18 protein-coding genes are annotated in these 19,115 nt (G+C 66.6%); 12 read left to right on the top strand and 6 right to left on the bottom strand.

Going from position 1 to position 19,115, the window contains the following annotated elements; translation table 11 throughout:
- The first annotated feature begins 134 nt into the window (after window positions 1-134).
- From QOD90_RS14075 to mmsB, 10 genes are all read left to right on the top strand, one after another.
- The gene (locus QOD90_RS14075; protein WP_526350669.1) at window positions 135-1,601 is read left to right on the top strand and encodes an ATP-binding protein; all 1,467 of its coding nucleotides are present in this window, start codon (window positions 135-137) and stop codon (window positions 1,599-1,601) included.
- Window positions 1,602-1,658: 57 nt separating this feature from the next.
- Window positions 1,659-2,504, top strand: a complete 846-nt coding sequence (locus QOD90_RS14070; RefSeq protein WP_526350667.1) for an LLM class F420-dependent oxidoreductase — start codon at window positions 1,659-1,661, stop codon at window positions 2,502-2,504.
- Window positions 2,505-2,537: 33 nt separating this feature from the next.
- Window positions 2,538-3,395 (top strand): LLM class F420-dependent oxidoreductase, encoded by an 858-nt coding sequence (locus QOD90_RS14065; protein ID WP_526350665.1) that lies wholly within the window; start codon window positions 2,538-2,540, stop codon window positions 3,393-3,395.
- Between the two features lie 27 nt (window positions 3,396-3,422).
- Window positions 3,423-4,418: a dTDP-glucose 4,6-dehydratase gene (gene rfbB / locus QOD90_RS14060; RefSeq protein ID WP_526350663.1), complete on the top strand. Its 996-nt coding sequence runs from the start codon at window positions 3,423-3,425 to the stop codon at window positions 4,416-4,418.
- Window positions 4,415-5,035 (top strand): dTDP-4-dehydrorhamnose 3,5-epimerase, encoded by a 621-nt coding sequence (rfbC, locus tag QOD90_RS14055; protein WP_526350661.1) that lies wholly within the window; start codon window positions 4,415-4,417, stop codon window positions 5,033-5,035. The genes rfbB and rfbC overlap by 4 nt, the downstream gene beginning before the upstream one ends.
- Before the next feature lie 77 nt (window positions 5,036-5,112).
- Complete coding sequence (locus tag QOD90_RS14050; RefSeq protein ID WP_526350659.1) at window positions 5,113-6,876, top strand: AMP-dependent synthetase/ligase; 1,764 nt, start codon at window positions 5,113-5,115, stop codon at window positions 6,874-6,876.
- A gap of 114 nt (window positions 6,877-6,990) precedes the next feature.
- A complete protein-coding gene (locus QOD90_RS14045) occupies window positions 6,991-7,611 on the top strand; it encodes a hypothetical protein (protein WP_526350657.1) in 621 nt (206 codons plus the stop codon).
- Between the two features lie 157 nt (window positions 7,612-7,768).
- Window positions 7,769-9,289: a CoA-acylating methylmalonate-semialdehyde dehydrogenase gene (locus tag QOD90_RS14040; RefSeq protein ID WP_526350655.1), complete on the top strand. Its 1,521-nt coding sequence runs from the start codon at window positions 7,769-7,771 to the stop codon at window positions 9,287-9,289.
- A gap of 6 nt (window positions 9,290-9,295) precedes the next feature.
- A complete protein-coding gene (locus tag QOD90_RS14035) occupies window positions 9,296-10,459 on the top strand; it encodes an acyl-CoA dehydrogenase family protein (protein ID WP_526350653.1) in 1,164 nt (387 codons plus the stop codon).
- Between the two features lie 17 nt (window positions 10,460-10,476).
- A complete protein-coding gene (gene mmsB / locus QOD90_RS14030) occupies window positions 10,477-11,352 on the top strand; it encodes a 3-hydroxyisobutyrate dehydrogenase (protein ID WP_526350651.1) in 876 nt (291 codons plus the stop codon).
- Here the strand turns inward: mmsB and QOD90_RS14025 are convergent.
- A complete protein-coding gene (locus QOD90_RS14025; RefSeq protein WP_526350649.1) occupies window positions 11,338-12,117 on the bottom strand; it encodes an HAD family hydrolase in 780 nt (259 codons plus the stop codon). The genes mmsB and QOD90_RS14025 overlap by 15 nt on opposite strands.
- Before the next feature lie 103 nt (window positions 12,118-12,220).
- Between QOD90_RS14025 and QOD90_RS14020 the strand changes: the two genes are divergently transcribed.
- Both QOD90_RS14020 and QOD90_RS14015 read left to right on the top strand, forming a co-directional pair.
- Entirely contained in the window at window positions 12,221-12,889 is a 669-nt protein-coding gene (locus QOD90_RS14020) for a response regulator transcription factor (protein ID WP_526350647.1), read from the top strand.
- Window positions 12,890-12,921: 32 nt separating this feature from the next.
- The gene (locus QOD90_RS14015) at window positions 12,922-14,139 is read left to right on the top strand and encodes a GAF domain-containing sensor histidine kinase (RefSeq protein WP_526350645.1); all 1,218 of its coding nucleotides are present in this window, start codon (window positions 12,922-12,924) and stop codon (window positions 14,137-14,139) included.
- Here QOD90_RS14015 and QOD90_RS14010 read toward each other — a convergent pair.
- From QOD90_RS14010 to QOD90_RS13990, 5 genes are read right to left on the bottom strand one after another with little or no spacing between them, the layout of a single operon-like run.
- A complete protein-coding gene (locus QOD90_RS14010; protein WP_526350643.1) occupies window positions 14,136-14,639 on the bottom strand; it encodes a MarR family transcriptional regulator in 504 nt (167 codons plus the stop codon). The genes QOD90_RS14015 and QOD90_RS14010 overlap by 4 nt on opposite strands.
- A 39-nt stretch (window positions 14,640-14,678) precedes the next feature.
- A complete protein-coding gene (locus QOD90_RS14005; RefSeq protein WP_526350641.1) occupies window positions 14,679-15,707 on the bottom strand; it encodes a pyridoxal phosphate-dependent aminotransferase in 1,029 nt (342 codons plus the stop codon).
- Window positions 15,704-16,768 (bottom strand): 3-oxoacyl-ACP synthase III family protein, encoded by a 1,065-nt coding sequence (locus QOD90_RS14000; protein WP_526350639.1) that lies wholly within the window; start codon window positions 16,766-16,768, stop codon window positions 15,704-15,706. Before QOD90_RS14000 ends, QOD90_RS14005 begins: the two co-directional genes overlap by 4 nt.
- Window positions 16,765-17,430 carry a DUF8713 domain-containing protein gene (locus QOD90_RS13995; protein ID WP_526350637.1) on the bottom strand — a complete coding sequence of 222 codons (666 nt, stop codon included), beginning with the start codon at window positions 17,428-17,430 and terminating at the stop codon, window positions 16,765-16,767. The genes QOD90_RS14000 and QOD90_RS13995 overlap by 4 nt, the downstream gene beginning before the upstream one ends.
- A complete protein-coding gene (locus tag QOD90_RS13990; RefSeq protein ID WP_526350635.1) occupies window positions 17,411-19,108 on the bottom strand; it encodes a thiamine pyrophosphate-binding protein in 1,698 nt (565 codons plus the stop codon). Before QOD90_RS13990 ends, QOD90_RS13995 begins: the two co-directional genes overlap by 20 nt.
- Window positions 19,109-19,115 lie beyond the last annotated feature (7 nt).

Here is a 19,115-nt window from a genome sequence, read left to right as displayed (position 1 = left end):
GTGCCCGGTGTGTTTGTTGCAGGTGACGTGCGCTCGGAATCCGCGAAGCGGGTGGCGGCCGCCGTCGGCGAAGGGTCGATGGCCGTGATGCTGGTGCACCGCTACCTGGCCGAGGCCTAGAAAGGACGACCCCGATGGGCGAAACATGTCTGCCCGACGAGCTCCGGACGCTGTTCCTCTTCGAGAAACTGACGGATCGACAGCTGGAGTCGCTGTGCGTACACGGGCACCTCGCCCGCTACGAACCAGGGCCGATCTGCGTCGAAGGTGAGGCCGCGACGTGTTTCTACGTCCTCATCGAGGGCGAATTGGTGATGTCGAAGCGTTCCGGCGGTGCGGACATCGAGACGAACCGAACCTCGCAGCGTGGCGTCTACTGCGGCGCGTGGAGCGCCTACGTCGACGGCGTGCCGCAGGTCTACGAGTCGTCGGTCCGAGTATCGAAGCCATCGAAGTTCTTCGTCCTCGATGCCGCGGCGTTCGGCAACTTCGTCAAGACCGAACTGCCGATGGCAGTGCACCTGCTGGAAGGCCTCAAGGTCGGCGGCCTGCGGCAACGCCAGATCATCGACCAGCGCGAGAAGCTGCTGGCGCTGGGCCAACTGTCGGCAGGCCTGACCCATCAGCTCAACAACCCGGCCGCAGCGGCCGCCAGGGCCGTCTCCGATCTACGCGAGAAGGTCGCGGGCATGCGCCACAAGCTCGCGATGCTCGCCGACGGCAAGTTCAGCCCCGAGGGTCTGCGCGTCCTGGTCACCATTCAGGAAGAGGTGGCCGAGCAGGTCGCCAAGTCCAAGGCACTCGAGCTCACCGCGCTCGAGTCATCCGATCGCGAGGATGCGATCGGCGACTGGCTGGAAGACCACGGCATTGCGGCGGCGTGGGACTACGCACCGACTTTCGTCGAAGCAGGCTTGGACACCGACTGGCTCGAGCGCATCTCCGCGTCGGTCGACGAGGTCGACGCCACCGCATCGCTCCAGGGTGCGATCGGCTGGCTGCGGTACACCATCGACACGGAGTTGATGATGAACCAGATCGCCGAGGCCAGCAGCCGGATCTCGGCGCTGCTGGCGGGCGCCAAGCAGTACTCGCAGATGGACCGGGCGCCGTACCAGAGCGCCAACGTCCATGAACTCCTGCGCAGCACCATCATGATGTTCGGCGAGAAGCTCGGCAAGGACAAGCCAGTCAAACTGGTCAAGGAGCTTGATATGTCCTTGCCTGAAATTCAGTGTTACCCAGGCGATCTCAATCAGGTCTGGACCAACATCATCGACAACGCGATCCAAGCGATGGGCGGCCATGGCACGCTCACCATCCGCACTTCCGCCGTTGGTGAGGACGCCATCAAGGTGGAGATCTGCGACGACGGTCCCGGGATTCCCGACGACATCTCCGAACGCATCTTCACGCCGTTCTTCACCACCAAGGCCTTCGGCGAGGGCACCGGACTCGGACTGGACCTGGCTTGGCGCATCGTCGCCCAGAAGCACCACGGCAACATCCGGGTCGAGTCGAAACCAGGCGACACCCGCTTCATCATCGTGCTGCCGATGGTCGCACCGAAACCCGAGGAAGCACCCGCCGACGGGGTGTAGTTCGAGTCAGCGCGATCGCATCGGAATGTCGCGGCGATCACGCGGGTTGACCCAACCATGACGAAACCAAACCTCGGCAAGTTCGGCGTGTTCGGGCACTACTCGCAGTGGCAGCAGCTGTCTCCCGAGCAACTTCGCGAGATCGAAGCACTCGGCTATGGCGCGATCTGGGCCGGCGGCTCACCGCCCGCCGAACTCGACTGGGTGGATCCGATTCTCGCCGCGACCGACGAGCTTCAGTTGGCCACCGGCATCGTCAACATCTGGACGGCAGCGGCAGGCCCGGTCGCCGAATCCTTCCACCGCATCGACAAGGCCTATCCGAACCGGTTCCTCCTCGGCATCGGCGTCGGCCATCCCGAGGCGCACCAGGAGTACAAGAAGCCCTACGACGCGCTGACCGAGTACCTCGACGAGCTCGACGGGTACGGCGTCCCGAAGGACCGCCGCGTCGTCGCCGCCCTCGGGCCGCAGGTGCTCAAGCTCTCGGCCCGGCGTAGCGCGGGCGCTCATCCGTACCTGACCACGCCCGAGCACACCAGGCAGGCCCGCGAACTCGTCGGACCCGACGCGTTCATCGCGCCAGAACACAAGGCCGTCCTCACGACTGACGCCGAGCAGGCACGCGCCGTCGGTCGCAAGACCCTCGAAATCTATCTGAGCCTGGCCAACTACACGAACAACTGGAAGCGGCTCGGCTTCACCGACGCCGACGTCGCCAAGCCCGGCAGCGACGAGCTGGTGGACGCGGTCGTCGCCTACGGCACCGTGGAGGCCGTCGCCGCGCGCCTCTCCGAGCACATCGCAGCGGGCGCAGATCACGTTCCCGTTCAGGTCCTAACGGGTACTGACAAGCTGGTACCCGCACTCGCCGAGCTGGCGGGCCCGCTCGGCCTGCAGTGAGGCCGACCTCCATTCGAAGGGATTTCCACACCCATGACAGAAGCAGCCGACCTCAAGCCCAACCTCGGACGCTTCGGCGTCTGGACGTTCGGGGCCGTGACGCCGGAGCAAGCGAAGGAGATCGAGAAGCTGGGCTACGGCGCGGTGTGGGTCGGCGGATCCCCTTCCGGCGACCTGTCCTTCGCGGAGCCGATCTTGGAGGCGACCGAGTCTCTGCAGTTGGCGACGGGCATCGTCAATGTGTGGACGGCACCCGCGGACCAGGTTGCCGAGTCCTACCACCGCATCGAGAAGGCTCACCCTGGCCGCTTCCTGCTCGGCATCGGCATCGGCCACCCGGAGCACACCGAGGAGTACCGCAAGCCGTATGACGTGCTCGTCGAGTATCTGGACGCCCTCGACACCGCCAACGTCCCGACGAGCCGTCGCGTGGTCGCGGCGTTGGGCCCGCAGGTGCTCAAGCTCTCCGCGAAGCGCAGCGCCGGTGCGCACCCCTACCTGACGACGCCCGAACACACGGCCCAGGCACACCAATTGATCGGTCCCAGCGTGTATTTGGCGCCCGAGCACAAGGTGGTGCTGGCCAGGGACGCGGCTCACGCCCGCGAGATCGGCCGCCAGGCCGTCGACTTCTACCTCGGTCTGAGCAACTACGTGAACAACTGGAAGCGCCTCGGCTTCACCGACGCCGACGTCGAGAAGCCAGGTAGTGACAAGCTCATCGACGCCGTGGTGGCCCACGGCACCCCGGACGACATCGCCAAGCGGCTGCAGGAGCACATCGACGCGGGCGCCGACCACGTCTGCATTCAGGTCCTCGGCGGGGCGGACGCGCTGATCCCCACGCTGGCCGAATTGGCGGGCCCCCTGGGGCTCTCGACGGACGGCTAGATCGGCCAACCGCTAGGGTTTGTCACCATGCGTCTGCTGGTCACCGGCGGCGCCGGTTTCATCGGCGCCAACTTCGTCAACGCCGCGGTGCGTGAACGTCCAGAGGTCCAGGTGACGGTCCTGGATGCCCTGACGTACGCGGGCAGTCGAGAGTCGTTGGCGCCCGTGGCCGACGACGTGCGCCTGGTGCACGGCGACGTCAGTGACGCCGAACTCGTCGAGAAGCTGGTGGCCGAGTCCGACGCGGTCGCGCACTTCGCCGCCGAAACGCACGTCGACAATTCGTTGGCCGACCCCGAGGCGTTCCTGCGCACCAACGTCGTCGGCACGTTCACCCTTCTCGAGGCAGTGCGCAGGCACGGCATTCGACTGCACCACGTTTCCACCGACGAGGTCTACGGCGATTTGCCGCTTGGTGATCCCGTCCGGTTCACCGAGTCCACCCCGTACAACCCGTCGAGTCCGTACTCGTCGACCAAGGCGGCCTCGGACATGTTGGTGCGGTCGTGGGTGCGGTCGTACGGTGTGCGGGCCACGATCTCGAACTGTTCCAACAACTACGGGCCGTACCAGCACGTCGAGAAGTTCATCCCGCGCCAGATCACCAACGTGCTGACGGGCCGGCGTCCCAAGCTGTACGGCCTTGGGGCCAACGTCCGCGACTGGATCCACGTCAGCGACCACAACCGCGCCGTGTGGCGAATCCTGCTCGACGGCGAGTTCGGCCGCACGTATCTGATCGGGGCCGACGGTGAGCGCGACAACTTGACGGTGATGCGCACCCTGTTGCGCCTGATGGATCACGATCCCGACGACTTCGACCACGTCACCGACCGGGCCGGTCACGACCTGCGGTACGCGATCGACCCATCGGCACTTCGCGACGAACTGGGGTGGACGCCTGTGCACGTCGACTTCGAGTCCGGCCTCGCCGCGACGATCGACTGGTACCGCGACAACGAATCATGGTGGCGGCCACTGAAGGACGCGGCCGAGGCGACGTACGAGGAGCGCAACCAGTGACCTTTCGCGAGCTCTCGGTGCCCGGCGCGTGGGAGATCACGCCGACCGTCCGGCCCGACCCCCGCGGGTTGTTCTTCGAATGGTTCACCGACACCGAATTCACCGCGATGACCGGCCACCCGCTCGACCTCCGACAGGCCAATGTGTCGGTGTCGTCGGCGGGTGTGCTGCGGGGACTGCACTTCGCCCAACTGCCGCCCAGCCAGGCCAAGTACGTGACGTGTCTACGCGGCGCGGTCTTCGACGTGGTGGTCGACGTCCGGGTGGGATCGGCGACGTTCGGTCGCTGGGACTCGGTGCTGCTCGATGACCGCGACCACCGGACGATCTACATCTCCGAAGGGCTGGCGCACGGTTTCCTTGCGTTGGAAGATCATTCGACGATCTCCTATCTGTGTTCGGCGGGCTACTCTCCCACTCGCGAGCACACCATCAACGCCTGCGATCCAGCCATCGGAATCGACTGGCCGCTGGTCGACGGGGCCCCGCCGAACCTGTCCGAGCGCGACGCCGCGGCTCCGACCCTCGACGACGTGCTCTCGTCGGGACTGCTTCCGACGTGGGACGAGGCGCAGGCGTTCGTCGCCGAACTGGGTGTTCAGCGCTCCGACGGCTAGCCGGTTTCGCCCCACTACTTCCGGATCGCCCACTCGAGTTCTACGCTGGCAAACGTAGCTCGTCTCGAGGGGGGACCATGAGCTCTTCAACCACCGTGTGCGAAGCATTTCAGCGAACCTCGGCCAGCGCGCCCGATCAAGTTGCACTGCGCACCCCTGGTGACGGGGTGGCCATCACCTGGCGCGAATACGCCGAGAGGGTCCGGCGCATCGCATCAGGACTCGACCGGTTGGGCCTGCGTCGCGGCGAGACCCTCGCGTTCATGCTCACCAATCGTCCGGAGTTCGCACTGGTGGACACCGCCGCCACACACCTGGGCGCCATCCCGTTCTCGGTCTACAACACCAGCTCGCCAGAACAGCTCGCCTACCTGTTCACCCATGCCGAGAACCGCATCGTGGTGACTGAACGGACCTTCCTCGACCGCATCCGCCAGGCCGGAGTCGCGATGGAGCACGTCGTCTGCGTGGACGGGCCCGCCGAAGGTGCTACCTTGACGCTTGCCGACCTGGAAGAGCGTGAGCCGCGAGCGGACTTCGACTTCGAATCAACTTGGCGGACAGTGTCTTCCGACGACGTGTGCACGCTGATCTATACCTCCGGCACTACCGGACCCCCAAAGGGCGTGCAGATCACGCACGCAAACGTGCTAGCCGAGATCGCTTGCTTCGACGCGGTCGCGTCCTCACGATTCGGCGACCGATGGACGTCATTCCTGCCGGCGGCTCACATCGCCGACCGGGTGACCACCATCTATCTTGCTTCGGTAACGGGCACGCAGGTGACCTACGTCGACGACCCCAAGGCGATCGGATGCGCGCTTCTGGACTGCCGTCCGAACTTCTTCTTCGCCGTCCCCCGCGTCTGGGAGAAGATTCGGGCTGGCATCGAAGCCAAGATCAATGCCGAGCCCGACGACCGCACCCGCACCGCCACGTGGGACGCACTGACGATCGGCCGGCTCAAGGTTCGACTCGAACAACGCGGCGAGTCGCTGACTCCCGAGCAGCGGGAGCAGTGGAGCCGGGCCGAGGCGCTGGTGTTCACCAACCTCCGCAACGCCATCGGGCTTGACCAGTGCCGCGTCGCGTGGACGGGTGCGGCGGCGTTGGCCCCCGCAACCATCGAGTTCTTCCTCGCCATCGGCATCAACCTCTGCGAAATCTGGGGCATGTCAGAGCTCACCGGGCTCGCGACGGTCAACCCGCCTGAACGCAACAAAGTCGGAACGATCGGGCCCGCAGCGCTGGGCATGGAGATCAAGCTGGCCGAGGATGGCGAGATCATGGCGCGCGGGCCTCTCGTGATGAAGGGCTACCGCAAGGACCCTGCCCGCACCGCTGAGACGATCGTCGACGGTTGGGTAATGACCGGCGACATCGGCACGATGGACGAAGACGGCTACTTGACGATCGTCGATCGCAAGAAGGAGCTGATCATCAATCTTGCCGGAAAGAACATGTCGCCCACCAACATCGAGAACTCCATCAAGGCCGCCTGTCCGCTCATCGGCGGCATCATCGCGATCGGCGACAACCGGCCGTACAACGTGGCGCTCATCGCGCTCGACCCCGACGCCGGTGCCGCGTACGCCGAACGTACCGGCTCGTGCGACGCGTCCGGGATGGCCCTCTGCCGCGACCCGGGGATCAAGCGGATCGTCGCCGAGGGCGTCGCTGCCGGAAACGGGAGGCTCTCGCGGGTCGAGCAGATCAAGAAATACGAGATACTGCCGACCTTCTGGGAACCGGGTGGCACCGAGTTGACGGCGACGATGAAGCTGCGGCGCAAGCCGATCTACGAGAAGTACGCCGATCGGATCGAGTCCCTCTACGTCTGATCGGCTCATGAGGTTGCCTTCGCAAGGAAGGTTGCCGGGGTTGGCCGACGCGAGGAGGATCGACTGGATCGGCGGCGCCGCCGAGACGCTGCCCTTCTCTGCAGGAGGCAGATCATGTATGCGCGAACCACCACTTTCCTGGCCCGGTCCCAGTCCATCGACGCAGGCATCGAACATGTCCGCGATTCCGTAATGCCCGCGCTCGAAGCGCTCGACGGGTACACCGGCTTGTCTCTGTTGGTCGACCGTTCGACTGGCCGCTGCATAGCTGCGAGCGCATGGGAGACCGAGAACGCCATGCGCACCAGCACGGAATCGATTGCGCCGGTTCGGGATAAAGCCGCGGAGATCTTCGGCGCCACCCCGGACGTCGAGCATTGGGAGATCGCCGTCCTGCACCGCAACCACGAATCCGGCGACGGTGCCGGCGTCCGCTCCATCTGGGTCAAGGTCGACCCTAATCAGGTCGACCAAGCCCTCGACGTCTACAAGACGCGTGTCCTGCCCGCGCTCGAAGAGATCGAGGGATTCTGCGGCGCCAGCCTGCTGGTCGACCGAGCGTCGGGCCGTGCGGTGTCCTCGGCGAGCTATGACAGCGTCGACGTGATTCAGCGGAACCGCGACAAGTTGGACATGCTCACCGGCTCGAGCACCCAGGAAGCGGGCGCAGAGGTCCTGGACGACTGCACCTTCGAGTTGGCGATCGCTCACCTGCGCGTGCCGGAGATGGCCTAACCCCGGGTAGCGCGCGGCGGCCTAGGGCGCACCGCCCCGATCACGGGCCGGGCGGTGCGTCCTTGCCAACCATGCCCGCCATTTACTAGGATATGCAAGTATCTGCTCCGGCAGGTTTCGGCACCTACCCACTTCTCACCACCTCGGGACTTCGAAGATGACTACACAGATCTCGCACTTCATCGACGGCCAGCGGGTCGCAGGCCAGTCCGGCCGCACCGCAGACGTTCTGAACCCGAGCACGGGCGAGGTTCAGGCCCAGGTCCCGATGGCATCGTCGGCCGAGGTCGACGCCGCAGTGGCGGTCGCCGTCGAGGCGCAGAAGGAATGGGCGGCCTGGAACCCCCAGCGCCGGGCCCGCGTAATGATGAAGTTCGTCGCACTGGTCAACGAGAACGCCAACGAGCTCGCCGAACTGCTCTCGCTGGAGCATGGCAAGACGGTCGCCGACTCGCTCGGCGACATCCAGCGCGGCGTCGAGGTCATCGAGTTCGCGATCGGCATTCCGCACCTGCTGAAGGGCGACTACACCGAGGGCGCGGGCGGCGGCATCGACGTCTACTCATTGCGTCAACCACTCGGTGTGGTCGCGGGCATCACGCCGTTCAACTTCCCCGCGATGATCCCGCTGTGGAAGGCCGGCCCCGCGCTGGCGTGCGGCAACGCCTTCGTTCTCAAGCCAAGTGAACGCGACCCGTCGGTCCCGGTCCGGCTGGCCGAACTATTCCTCGAGGCCGGCCTCCCCAAGGGCGTCTTCCAGGTGGTGCACGGCGACAAGGAAGCCGTCGACGCGATCCTCAATCATCCCGACATCCAGGCCGTCGGCTTCGTCGGCAGCTCCGACATCGCGCAGTACATCTATTCGACGGCGGCGGCCAACGGTAAGCGCGCCCAGTGTTTCGGTGGCGCCAAGAACCACATGATCGTGATGCCCGACGCCGATCTCGACCAGGCCGTCGACGCGCTCATCGGTGCCGGCTACGGCAGCGCGGGCGAGCGCTGCATGGCGATCAGCGTCGCGGTGCCGGTCGGCGAAGAGACAGCGCAACGGCTTCGAAATCGGCTGGTCGAGCGCGTCAACCAGTTGCGCGTCGGCCACAGCCTCGATCCAAAGGCGGACTACGGCCCACTGGTCACCTCGGCGGCCCTCGCGCGGGTCAAGGACTACATCGGCCAGGGCATCGAAGCGGGCGCCGAGGCCGTCGTCGACGGCCGGGAACGTGCCAGTGACGACCTCACCTTCGGTGACGCCAGCCTCGAAGGCGGCTACTTCATCGGGCCGACGCTGTTCGACCACGTCACCACCGACATGTCGATCTACACCGACGAGATCTTCGGGCCGGTGCTCTGCATCGTCAGGGCCGAGACCTACGAGGAAGCGCTCGCGCTGCCCTCGGAGCACGAATACGGCAACGGCGTCGCGATCTTCACGCGCGACGGCGACACCGCACGTGACTTCGTGTCCCGTGTGCAGGTCGGCATGGTCGGTGTCAACGTGCCGATCCCGGTTCCGGTGGCGTATCACAGCTTTGGCGGCTGGAAGCGGTCCGGCTTCGGCGACCTGAATCAACACGGGCCGGCCTCGATCATCTTCTACACCAAGGTCAAGACGGTCACTCAGCGGTGGCCATCGGGCATCAAGGATGGCGCCGAGTTCTCCATCCCGACGATGAAGTAACTAGGGATGGACTACTTCGGTCTCGATGACGACGAGCGCGTGATCGCCGAGACGGCGGCCGAGTTCGCCGAGAAGCGCATCGCGCCCCATGCGTTGGAATGGGACGCCGACAAGCACTTTCCCACCGACGTGTTGCGTGCGGCGGCCGAGCTGGGCATGGCGGCGATCTACTGCCAGGAGGACGCCGGCGGCAGTGGCCTGCGCCGTCTGGACGGCGTGCGGATCTTCGAGCAGATGGCGGCCGCCTGCCCGACATTGTCGGCGTTCCTGTCCATTCACAACATGTGCACGTGGATGGTCGACACGTACGGCACCGACGAGCAGCGCAAGAAGCTGGTGCCACGCCTTGCCTCGATGGAGCTGATCGCCAGCTACTGCCTCACTGAGCCCGGCGCCGGTTCCGACGCAGCAGCGTTGCGCACCAAGGCCGTTCGAGACGGCGAGGAGTACGTGCTCGACGGCGTCAAGCAGTTCATCTCCGGAGCGGGCGTGTCGGACGTATACGTCGTGATGGCCCGCACGGGCGGTGATGGGCCGCGCGGCATCTCGGCGTTCGTCGTAAACAAGGACACGCCTGGCGTCAGCTTCGGCGCCGACGAGTACAAGATGGGCTGGAACGCCCAACCCACCGCGCAGGTGGTCTTCGAGAACGCCAGGGTGCCACTCGACGCGATGCTCGGCGGCACCGAGGGTGAGGGCACCGGCTTCGGCATCGCGATGACCGGCCTCAATGGTGGGCGCGTCAACATCGCCGCCTGTTCGCTGGGCGGAGCACAAGCCGCCTACGACAAGTCGGTGGCCTACCTCGCCGATCGCGAGGCGTTCGGCATGCGACTGATCGACGAGCCGACCATCCGGTTCACCCTCGCCGACATGGCCACCACCCTGGAGACGTCACGAAACATGTTGTGGCGGGCGGCTACTGCGCTCGACGACGACCATCCGGACAAGGTCGAACTGTGCGCAATGGCCAAGCGCTACGTCACCGACGCGTGCTTCAACGTGGCCGACCAAGCCCTCCAGTTGCACGGCGGCTACGGCTACCTGCGCGAGTACGGGCTGGAGAAGATCGTCCGTGATCTGCGCGTACACCGCATTCTCGAGGGAACCAACGAAATCATGCGCGTGGTGATCGGGCGGGCAGAAGCCGCCCGGGCACGCGCGTCTTAGGTCAGGAGGAGCCTTCTATGGCGACGATCGCGTTCTTGGGGCTGGGCAACATGGGCGGCCCGATGGCGGCCAATCTGGCCGGAGCGGGACATGACGTCCGCGGCTTCGACTTGGTGCCCGAGCTGAAGGCAGCTGCAGAAGCCAAGGGCGCCAAGGTGTTCGACACCGGTCCCGACGCGGTCGCCGACGCTGACGTAGTGATCACCTCGCTTCCCAGCGGTGCCATCGTGAAGTCCTGCTACGTCGAGGTGTTGCCTGCCGCAAAGCCGGGCACGCTGTTCATCGACACCTCGACCATCTCCGTCGACGACGCGCGGGCCATCAACGCACAGGCCGAAGAGCACGGCCACGCACAGATCGACGCACCCGTGTCCGGCGGCGTCAAGGGCGCCACCGCGGGCACCCTGGCGTTCATGGTGGGGGGGGCCGATGCTGCCGTCGAGCGGGCCAGGCCGGTCCTGGAACCGATGGCGGGCAAGATCATTCACTGCGGGGGCTCCGGCAACGGCCAGAGCGCGAAGCTGTGCAACAACATGGTTCTCGCGGTGCAGCAGATCGCCATCGGCGAGGCGTTCGTCCTCGCCGAGAAGCTCGGCCTCTCGGCACAGTCGTTGTTCGACGTGATCACCGGGGCGACGGGCAACTGCTGGGCCGTGCACACGAATTGCCCGGTGCCAGGACCGGTTCCGACGTCACCCGCCAACAACGACTTCAAGCCGGGCTTCGCGACGGCCCTGATGAACAAGGACCTCGGGCTGGCGATGGCGGCCGTGAACTCGACAGGCTCGACGGCACCCCTTGGAACCCATGCCGCGGAGATCTATGCGAATTTCGCCGCCGAACACGCCGGCCAGGACTTCAGCGCCGTGATCGAGCTGCTACGCGGCAGCTGAGCGGTTTCCGCGCGCCCACAGTTGGGCGTGCAGCCGCTGACAGTCCGCGATGCGCAGGCCGTCGTAGTCCGGGCGCGCCCCAGCGAGGTCGGGGTCGACGAGCACCCCGGCCAGACCGACGGACATCGCGGTGCGCACCCCGGTCTGCGAGCCCGAGAACACCAACGAGTCGTGCGCGGGGGCGCCCAACTCGGCCAGTGCCAGGCGGTAGGCATCGCCGCTCGCCGTTGGGGTGCTGACGTCGTCGGCGGTGACGATGGTCTGAACCAGTCCGTCGCCGAGCAATTGACGCACCAGGGGTTCGACCCACTGGCGTCGACCGGTAGTGACGACGCCGACGGCCACCCCGGTGCTGAACCCGTCGGTGATCAGGTCGCCGAGGCCGATGCGCGGGTCCAGGTTGGCACCGAGCAACGTCTCGTCGACCATCATCGCCTTGGTCGCGCAGATCTCGTCGACGAGAACCTTGAGCAGGACGTCACACTCCGTACAGATGCCGCGCGCCCGTAGCTCGGCCGCGACGCGCTGCCGCTCGTCGGGCAAGGTCATCAGCTTGCGGTACCGCGGCACGGACCACTGAATCTTCAGCCCGTGCGCAGCGAAGGCAGCGTTGAACGCGAGCCGATGGCCACCGCATTCCACGTCGGCGAGGGCATCGAGGTCGAAGATCATCGCTTGCAGCGGAAAGGGCGCGGTCTCACTCGGGCAGGACGAGTCCCACCAGAACCGGCCTGCCCGCCACGCTTTCTCCGGTATCGACGACATGCACCAAGCGTGGCCCACGTCACACCCGCGGCGCCTCCCCCATCCGGGGGATTGAACAGGCCAACTTGGCTGCCAGCTCGAACGTCGGTCCTATGCTCGTGCCATGTCGCCCGCTGCGGACCCTCCGGTGCGACTCGTGCTGGTGGACGATCACGAGATGGTCATCGAGGGGCTCAAGGCGATGCTGACGGCGTTCGGCGACCGCGTCGAGGTCGTCGGCCAAGCCGTTGGCGCCGAGCGAGCCATCGGCGTCGTGACCGAATTGAACCCCGACGTCGTCCTGTGCGACGTGCGAATGCAGGGCTCGAGCGGGCTGGACCTGTGCGCCGCTCTGCGCGAGCGCAACCCGGACCGCAAGGTCGTCATGCTTTCGGTCTACGACGACGAGCAGTACCTCTTCCAGGCCTTGCGCGTCGGCGCGGCTGGCTACCTGTTGAAGAGCATCAGCAGCGACGAGCTGGTACGTCAGATCGAGTTCGCCCACGGCGGAGCCACCGCGATCGATCCAGGGATGGCGGCCAGGGCCGTCGACACCGCGGCCAGGTTGCAGCGCGACGAATTCTGGCCAGGCGCCCGACAGGGCCTCACCCAGCGCGAGAGCGAGATCCTCTCCTACGTCGTCAACGGTCTTTCCAACCGCGGCATCGCGACCAAATTGGTGATCGGCGACGAGACCGTCAAGACCCACCTGCGGGCGATCTACCGCAAGCTCGGCGTCGCCGATCGCACGGGTGCCGTCGCGACGGCGCTGCGAGAAGGGATCTACCAGTGACTTCGGAGGGCAGGAGCGAAGCGACCCGGGAAATGTCCCTGCAACGCTCGAATGCCGTGCGTGACCTCGTCGACGCCGATCGTGAACTGGCGCTTCTGCGCGAGCTGATCCAGGCGGCCTCCAGCGGGCCTGGCGTGGAACCGCTGGCCGAGGCCGCCGCGCGCATGATCACCGCGGCCACGGGCACCGATGTGTGCTTCGTCCACGTGCTCGACGACCCCGAACGTTCGCTCACCCTGACCGGGGCGACCCCGCCGTTCGACGCCGAGGTCGGCAAGATCCGGCTGCCGTTGGGCCAGGGTGTGTCGGGCTGGGTGGCCAGCCACCGCGAACCCGTCGTGATCGTCGAGGACAAGGAGTCCGACCCGCGGTACCTGCCGTTCGAGTCGTTGCGAGGCTCGGACTTCACCTCGATGGTGTCGGTACCGATGGAGACCGATCCGGGCGGCCTGGTTGGCGTGTTGAACGTGCACACCGTCGCCCGTCGTGAGTTCACCGCCCGCGACGTCGAACTGCTGCTGGTGATCGGCAGGCTGATCGCGGGGGCGATGCACCAGGCCAGGTTGCACCGGCAGTTGGTGGCCCGCGAGCGTGCCCACGAGAACTTCGTCGAGCAGGTCATCGAGGCGCAGGAGATCGAGCGCCGTCGCCTGGCCGGCGACATCCACGACGGCATCTCGCAGCGGCTGGTGACGCTGTCCTACCGGTTGGATGCGGCCGCACGGGCGGTCGGCGGGGATGCCGCCGCGGTCGCCGAGCAGTTGGGCATGGCGCGCGAATTGGTGGACCTCACCCTGCAGGAGGCGCGCGCGGCGATCGGCGGGTTGCGCCCTCCGGTGCTCGACGACCTCGGCCTCGCGGGTGGCCTCGCCAGCCTGGCCAGGTCCATCCCACAGGTGGACATCGACGTCGACTTGGCTGACGCGCGGCTTCCCGACCACATCGAGATCGCCCTCTACCGGATCGCCCAGGAGTGCCTGCAGAACGTCGTCAAACACGCGCACGCCACCAACGCGAGCCTGACGTTCTCCGTCGGCGACGACTCGGCACGACTCGAAATCGTCGACAACGGAGTCGGTTTCGACACGTTCGAGCGGCCGCTCGGCGGCGACGAAATGGGTGGCTACGGGCTGCTGTCGATGGCCGAACGCGCGGAGATCGTCGGGGGCAGGCTCAACATCCGGTCCCGGCCCGGCTCGGGGACGGCCGTCACCGCCACCATCCCGCTACCGTCGCCGCCCGCGCCCTAGAAGTCGCCGGCCTGGCGGCGCAGCGTCTCGATCGCCCCCGCGAGCGCCGCCGACTCGCCCGCCGAGATCCCGATGTCGGCGAAGACCTCGTCGTTGAGGGTCGTCGTCGCATCCTCGACGGTCGAACGACCGAGTGCGGTCAACGTCACCAGCGTGGTGCGCCCGTCGGTGGGGTGCGGGGACCGCTCCACCAGGCCATCGCTCTCCAGTCGACGAATCGCGTGGGTGACGCTGGTGACGTGGACCTGCAGCCGGTCGGACGCCTTGGTGATGGGCAACGCCCCGCTGCTGCTGAACGCCAGGAGCCGCAGGAGTTCGTAGCGCGAGAAGCTGAGGTCGTAGGGACGCAACGCCGTCTCGACGCGAGCGAGAAGGATCTGATGCGCTCGCATCACCGACGTGACGGCGACCATGCCGTCCGCCACGGCGCCCCAGCCGGCACGCTCCCAGTTGGTGCGGGCCAGCGCGATGGGATCGCGCTCATTGGGGTGCGAGGACACGCCTCTTCATACCGCACGGACGGGTCGGACCGTGGGAACTCAGCGGCGCGCAACCGCCGCCAGCACCGCCCTCGACGACACCCGGTCGCCGACGGTGATGCGCACGCCACCATTGCCGTAATGACGCACCCGCAGGTCGGTTCCGCCGAAGACTCCGCGCCACGGCTCGCGGCCCGCGGGCAGGTAGACGAAGTTGGCGTGTCCGTCGGTGCTGTAGATACCCATCGCCTGCAGCCTTGCCCGCAGATAGCGACCCTCGGCGTTGATCATCCGGATCCGCTGCTGCAGTTCGGCTTCCGCATCGAAGGAGGCAGCGACCGCCACCAGGCTGGTCACCGCAGTCCCGAACGGGAGTTGCATCGTCCACAGGCGTCGCGCCAGCTCGGGGGCACAGAATCCGTACCCGATGCGCAACCCGGCCAGCCCATAGGCCTTCGAGAAGGTCCGCAGCACTACGACATTCGGGAAACGCGCCACCAATGACGCAGCATCGATGCGCAGTTCGGGACTGAGGAATTCCACGTAGGCCTCATCGAGCAGCACGATCACCTCGGGTGGCACTCTTCGCAAGAACCGATCGACGTCGTCGGGCGACTCGACGGTGCCCGTCGGATTGTGCGGACGGCAAAGCACGACAACGGAGGCCTGGCGAGCGGCGTCGGCCATGGCGTCGAGATCGTGGTGCCCGTGCTTGTCCAGGGCCACCGTGACCGACCCCAGCCGCGCCATCTGAGCGAAGATCGGGTACCCGTCGAACGTCGGCGACGTCATCACCATGGCGTCGCCAGGCTTGGTGACGGCGTGAAGCACCTGCATCGCCACCCCGGTCGCACCTGCGCCGATCACCACCTGGCCGCTGAGAACGCCGATCCGGTCGGCGATGAGGCTCCGCAGGCGTTCCGGTAGAAACTCCGGATACCGGTTGGCGATGCCGATCGACGCGACGAGCGCCGACCGCACCGACGGGAGAGGAGGGTAAGGATTCTCGTTGAGCGACAGGGCGAATGGATCGACGGCATCGGGGAGCGCGCTCACGGCATCGGTCAGTGTCAACGCGGTTGACGTCATGCCGTCCGCCCGCCCCACTTCACCGCCGCCGCCCCGGCGAAGTCGCCGGCATGTGCAAACGCGGCCATCATCACGACGTCACCGTTGGCAACCCGGCCGCCGCTGATGGCCCTGTCCAAGTTCACGGGAATGCCTGCCGCGAACAGGTTGCCGCACTCGTCGAACGTGTCGACGTGCCTTTCCGTGGGTAGCTCGAGTGCCTCGCGCCAGTTCCGCAGGAACGCCCGATTCGGCTGGTTGGTGACGAGCATGTCGATGTCCTTGGGCGCCACGCCGATTCGATCACACACCGCGTAGGCCACCTCGGGCACCTGCCGGTTTCCCCTGGCAAGCACCTTGGTGATCCGGCTTTCCGTGAAGCCGATGCATCCCTCCCCGGGACCTGCCTGCCACCATTTGCGCGGCGGATCCATCGCAATCGTCATGTCGCCGGCATACTCGCCGTAGGTGCGGCATTCGACGTCGAGGATCGGAGACTCGTCGGACACGGCGACCAACCCCACCGCGGCACCGTCACCGGGTACCGATGCCTGAGCCTTTCGCCGCACCGTCTCCTGATCGAAGATCTGCCCTGCGGAGTTTTGAGCGACGGCGACGAGCGCGGTGCGCCCCTCCCCCGACGACAGCAGGTTGCGGGCCAGCTTCAGGCCGAGAACGAATGCCGCGCAACCGCCGTTGTGCAGGTCGATCACCCAGTGGGGCTTCATGTTCAGGCGATGGGCCATGCCACCGCCGCCACCGTAGAACGGCATGTCGGGCAACTGGGTGTGCGTGATCAATACGTCCACCGACCCCAGCATGTCCGCGCCGTGCCGATCGACGAGTCCGGCCGCCGCCCGCTCGACCATGTCGATCGCGGTTTCGTCGGGCGCTACGTGGTGGCGCAGGCGGGGAGCCCGGAACATCAGGTTGTCCCGCAAATCGTCGGAGTCGGCGAATTGCGCGTAATAGTCCGCGCTCACCGGCTCGCCGGGCAGGTAAGTCGATACGTCGAGGAGGCTCACGGTGGGCAGGAGCGCAGCGACCCGGGGAGTGCTGACGGCGACCTCTGAGGCGCTCATCTCATCCACGCCGGCCGCACCGGCAGACCGTTCCGGTGGCGGTACTCGGCGATCGCCCTGAGATTTCGCAATTCCAGTAGGTGGCCGGCGCCGAACATGTCCCAGAAGTCACCGACCCAGACGGGACGTGTCGGTGGCGCACTCTCGGGGTAGGGGTTGTGGTCGTAGAACGGGTGATGGCAGTTGGTCCACAACACCACGGAGCCTGGCTTGTTCAGCACGACACGGGCATCCACGACCCGCATCAGATAGACCATCCACAGGTGCGCGCCCTGATCCCATGCGCAGTGGTAGTCGACCGTCATGGCCTCGCGGTTGGTCACCGTGCGCGTGTAGATCTCCGTCTCCGAACCCAACCGGTCGTAAGCTCGCCACAGGCCCGGCTCATCGGTGGTGGTGAAGCCACGCAGACTGTAGGTCCACTCCTCCAAACTTCGGGTATCGGAGAGGTATTCGAAGAGCTCGCGCGGCGGACAGTCGATGTAGTCGTTGACGGTGCAGTACTCGCCGAAGACCTGGTCGTGGGGGTAGACCGACCGCATCATCTCCATGATGATCGGCGTAGCCACCTCCCGCGGGGCCGTCTCGATGCGGATGACTCCGTCGATTGGCTCGGCCGAGCCGGCGTGTGTCTCGATATCGTCAAGTGCGGGCAGCGACATCTTGGTTCATCTCCTGGTGGCGTGAAAGGTGGTCTACTGCAGCGAGAAAGGGAGCAAACGGCGGGATTTCATCGGCGGAGCATTCGATGCTCACCACCGAAGGTCCGGCGTGGCCCAAGGCATCGCGGAGGGCACCCGGTAGCGCCCCCGCCGAGGTGACGTCCACCGACGAGAGCCCGGGAAACATGGCTGCCAACCCGGCACCCGGGCGGCTCTTGGTGAACCGGTTGTAGCTGTAGCGGTCGTCGCCCGGCGGGCAGGAGCGAAGCGACCGGGGGTCGTCGTAGAACAGCTGCTCCCTGGTGACGCACATGGCGTGCGCGTTGTTGTTGAACAACACCACGGTCAACGGCAGCCCGTACTGGATGGCGGTGTGCAGTTCCATCCCGTGCATGAAGAACGAGCCGTCGCCGGCGATGACGACGGTCCGCCGTCGCCTGGCGAAGCACATGCCGATGGCCGCGCCGAAGCTGTAGCCCATACCGCCCATGCCCAGTGCGACGAGAAAGCGCCCCGAGGGCCGCGCGCGCAGATGGTGGATGGCCGCCGCACCGCTGTTGCCCGCATCGACCACGACGTCGGCGTCGTCGGGTAGCGCCGCATCGATGGCCGTCATGGCGTCGCGGTAGCGAATTCCCGGGCCATGATGGCGGGGCGGACTCAGTGCGTCGTGCAACAACCGGTCTCGGTTCGGACGCCCGCCTTTGGCGACGGGCTCCGTGAGCTGAGCCAGCGACACCCGCAGATCGTCGGAGTGCACGTGCATGCTTTCGACGTGCGGGACGGCCGACCCGATCGACGCCACCGGTACCCGCCGCAGCACGTCGTCCAAACCGGCGCGGGCCGTGACGGGCAGCCGGGTACCGACGAGCAGACACATCGCACTCGCCGCGATGGCCCGCTCGACTCCCGGATGACCCATCACCCCGGTGACGAGCCCGGCCTCCGCCGCGGCATCCTTCGCGTCGGGCACCGTGGCCACGACGGCGTTCACGGCGCGCTGCAGGTTCCGCAGCTCGATCCGCGCGTCGTCGCGCGCCACCTGTTCGCCGGCGATGATGGTCACCGGCCCCCGTCGGCGCTCCATCAGTTCGACGATCGCCCGCGGCGAGTCGACACGTCGCACTGGCTCGATGGTGCCGGGCGGCGATACATCAATCAAGCTCTGCTGCACATCCTTTGGCAACAGCAGCACCGCGGGGCCGCCGGAGAGGGCGGCGGCGATCGCGTCGGGCAGCACGCTCACCACATCGGCGGCCGAGAGCACCCGGCGGCAGTACACCGACACCGAGGCGAAGAGAGCTTGGGCATTCAACGAACCGTTGACACCGCTGGTGTCCTGGAAGCTGCCCCGACCATCCATCGCCGACGGCGGTTGGCCGACCAGCGCGAGCACGGCCGTGCGGCTGGCGAACGACTCCCCCAGCCCGGCAACCAAATTCAAGGATCCACCACCTGATGTCGCGGCGACCACGCCGAGCGTGGAGGTCGCGCGACTGAACCCGTCAGCCATGGTGGCGGCGCCGAACTCGTGTTTGGCCAGCACCACCGTGACGGCACCGAACTGCGCCGCGGCGTAGAGGTCCTCGATGTTGGCACCATCGACGCCGAACAGGTGCGTCACACCTTGTGCGACCAACTGATCGACGATGTAGTCGACCACGCGCTTGCTGACCATCGTTCAC

It is taken from the genome of Mycobacterium sp. (genome assembly GCF_032161845.1).
Classification (GTDB): Bacteria; Actinomycetota; Actinomycetes; order Mycobacteriales; family Mycobacteriaceae; genus Mycobacterium.
This window is presented reverse-complemented; position numbering and strand designations above follow the sequence as displayed.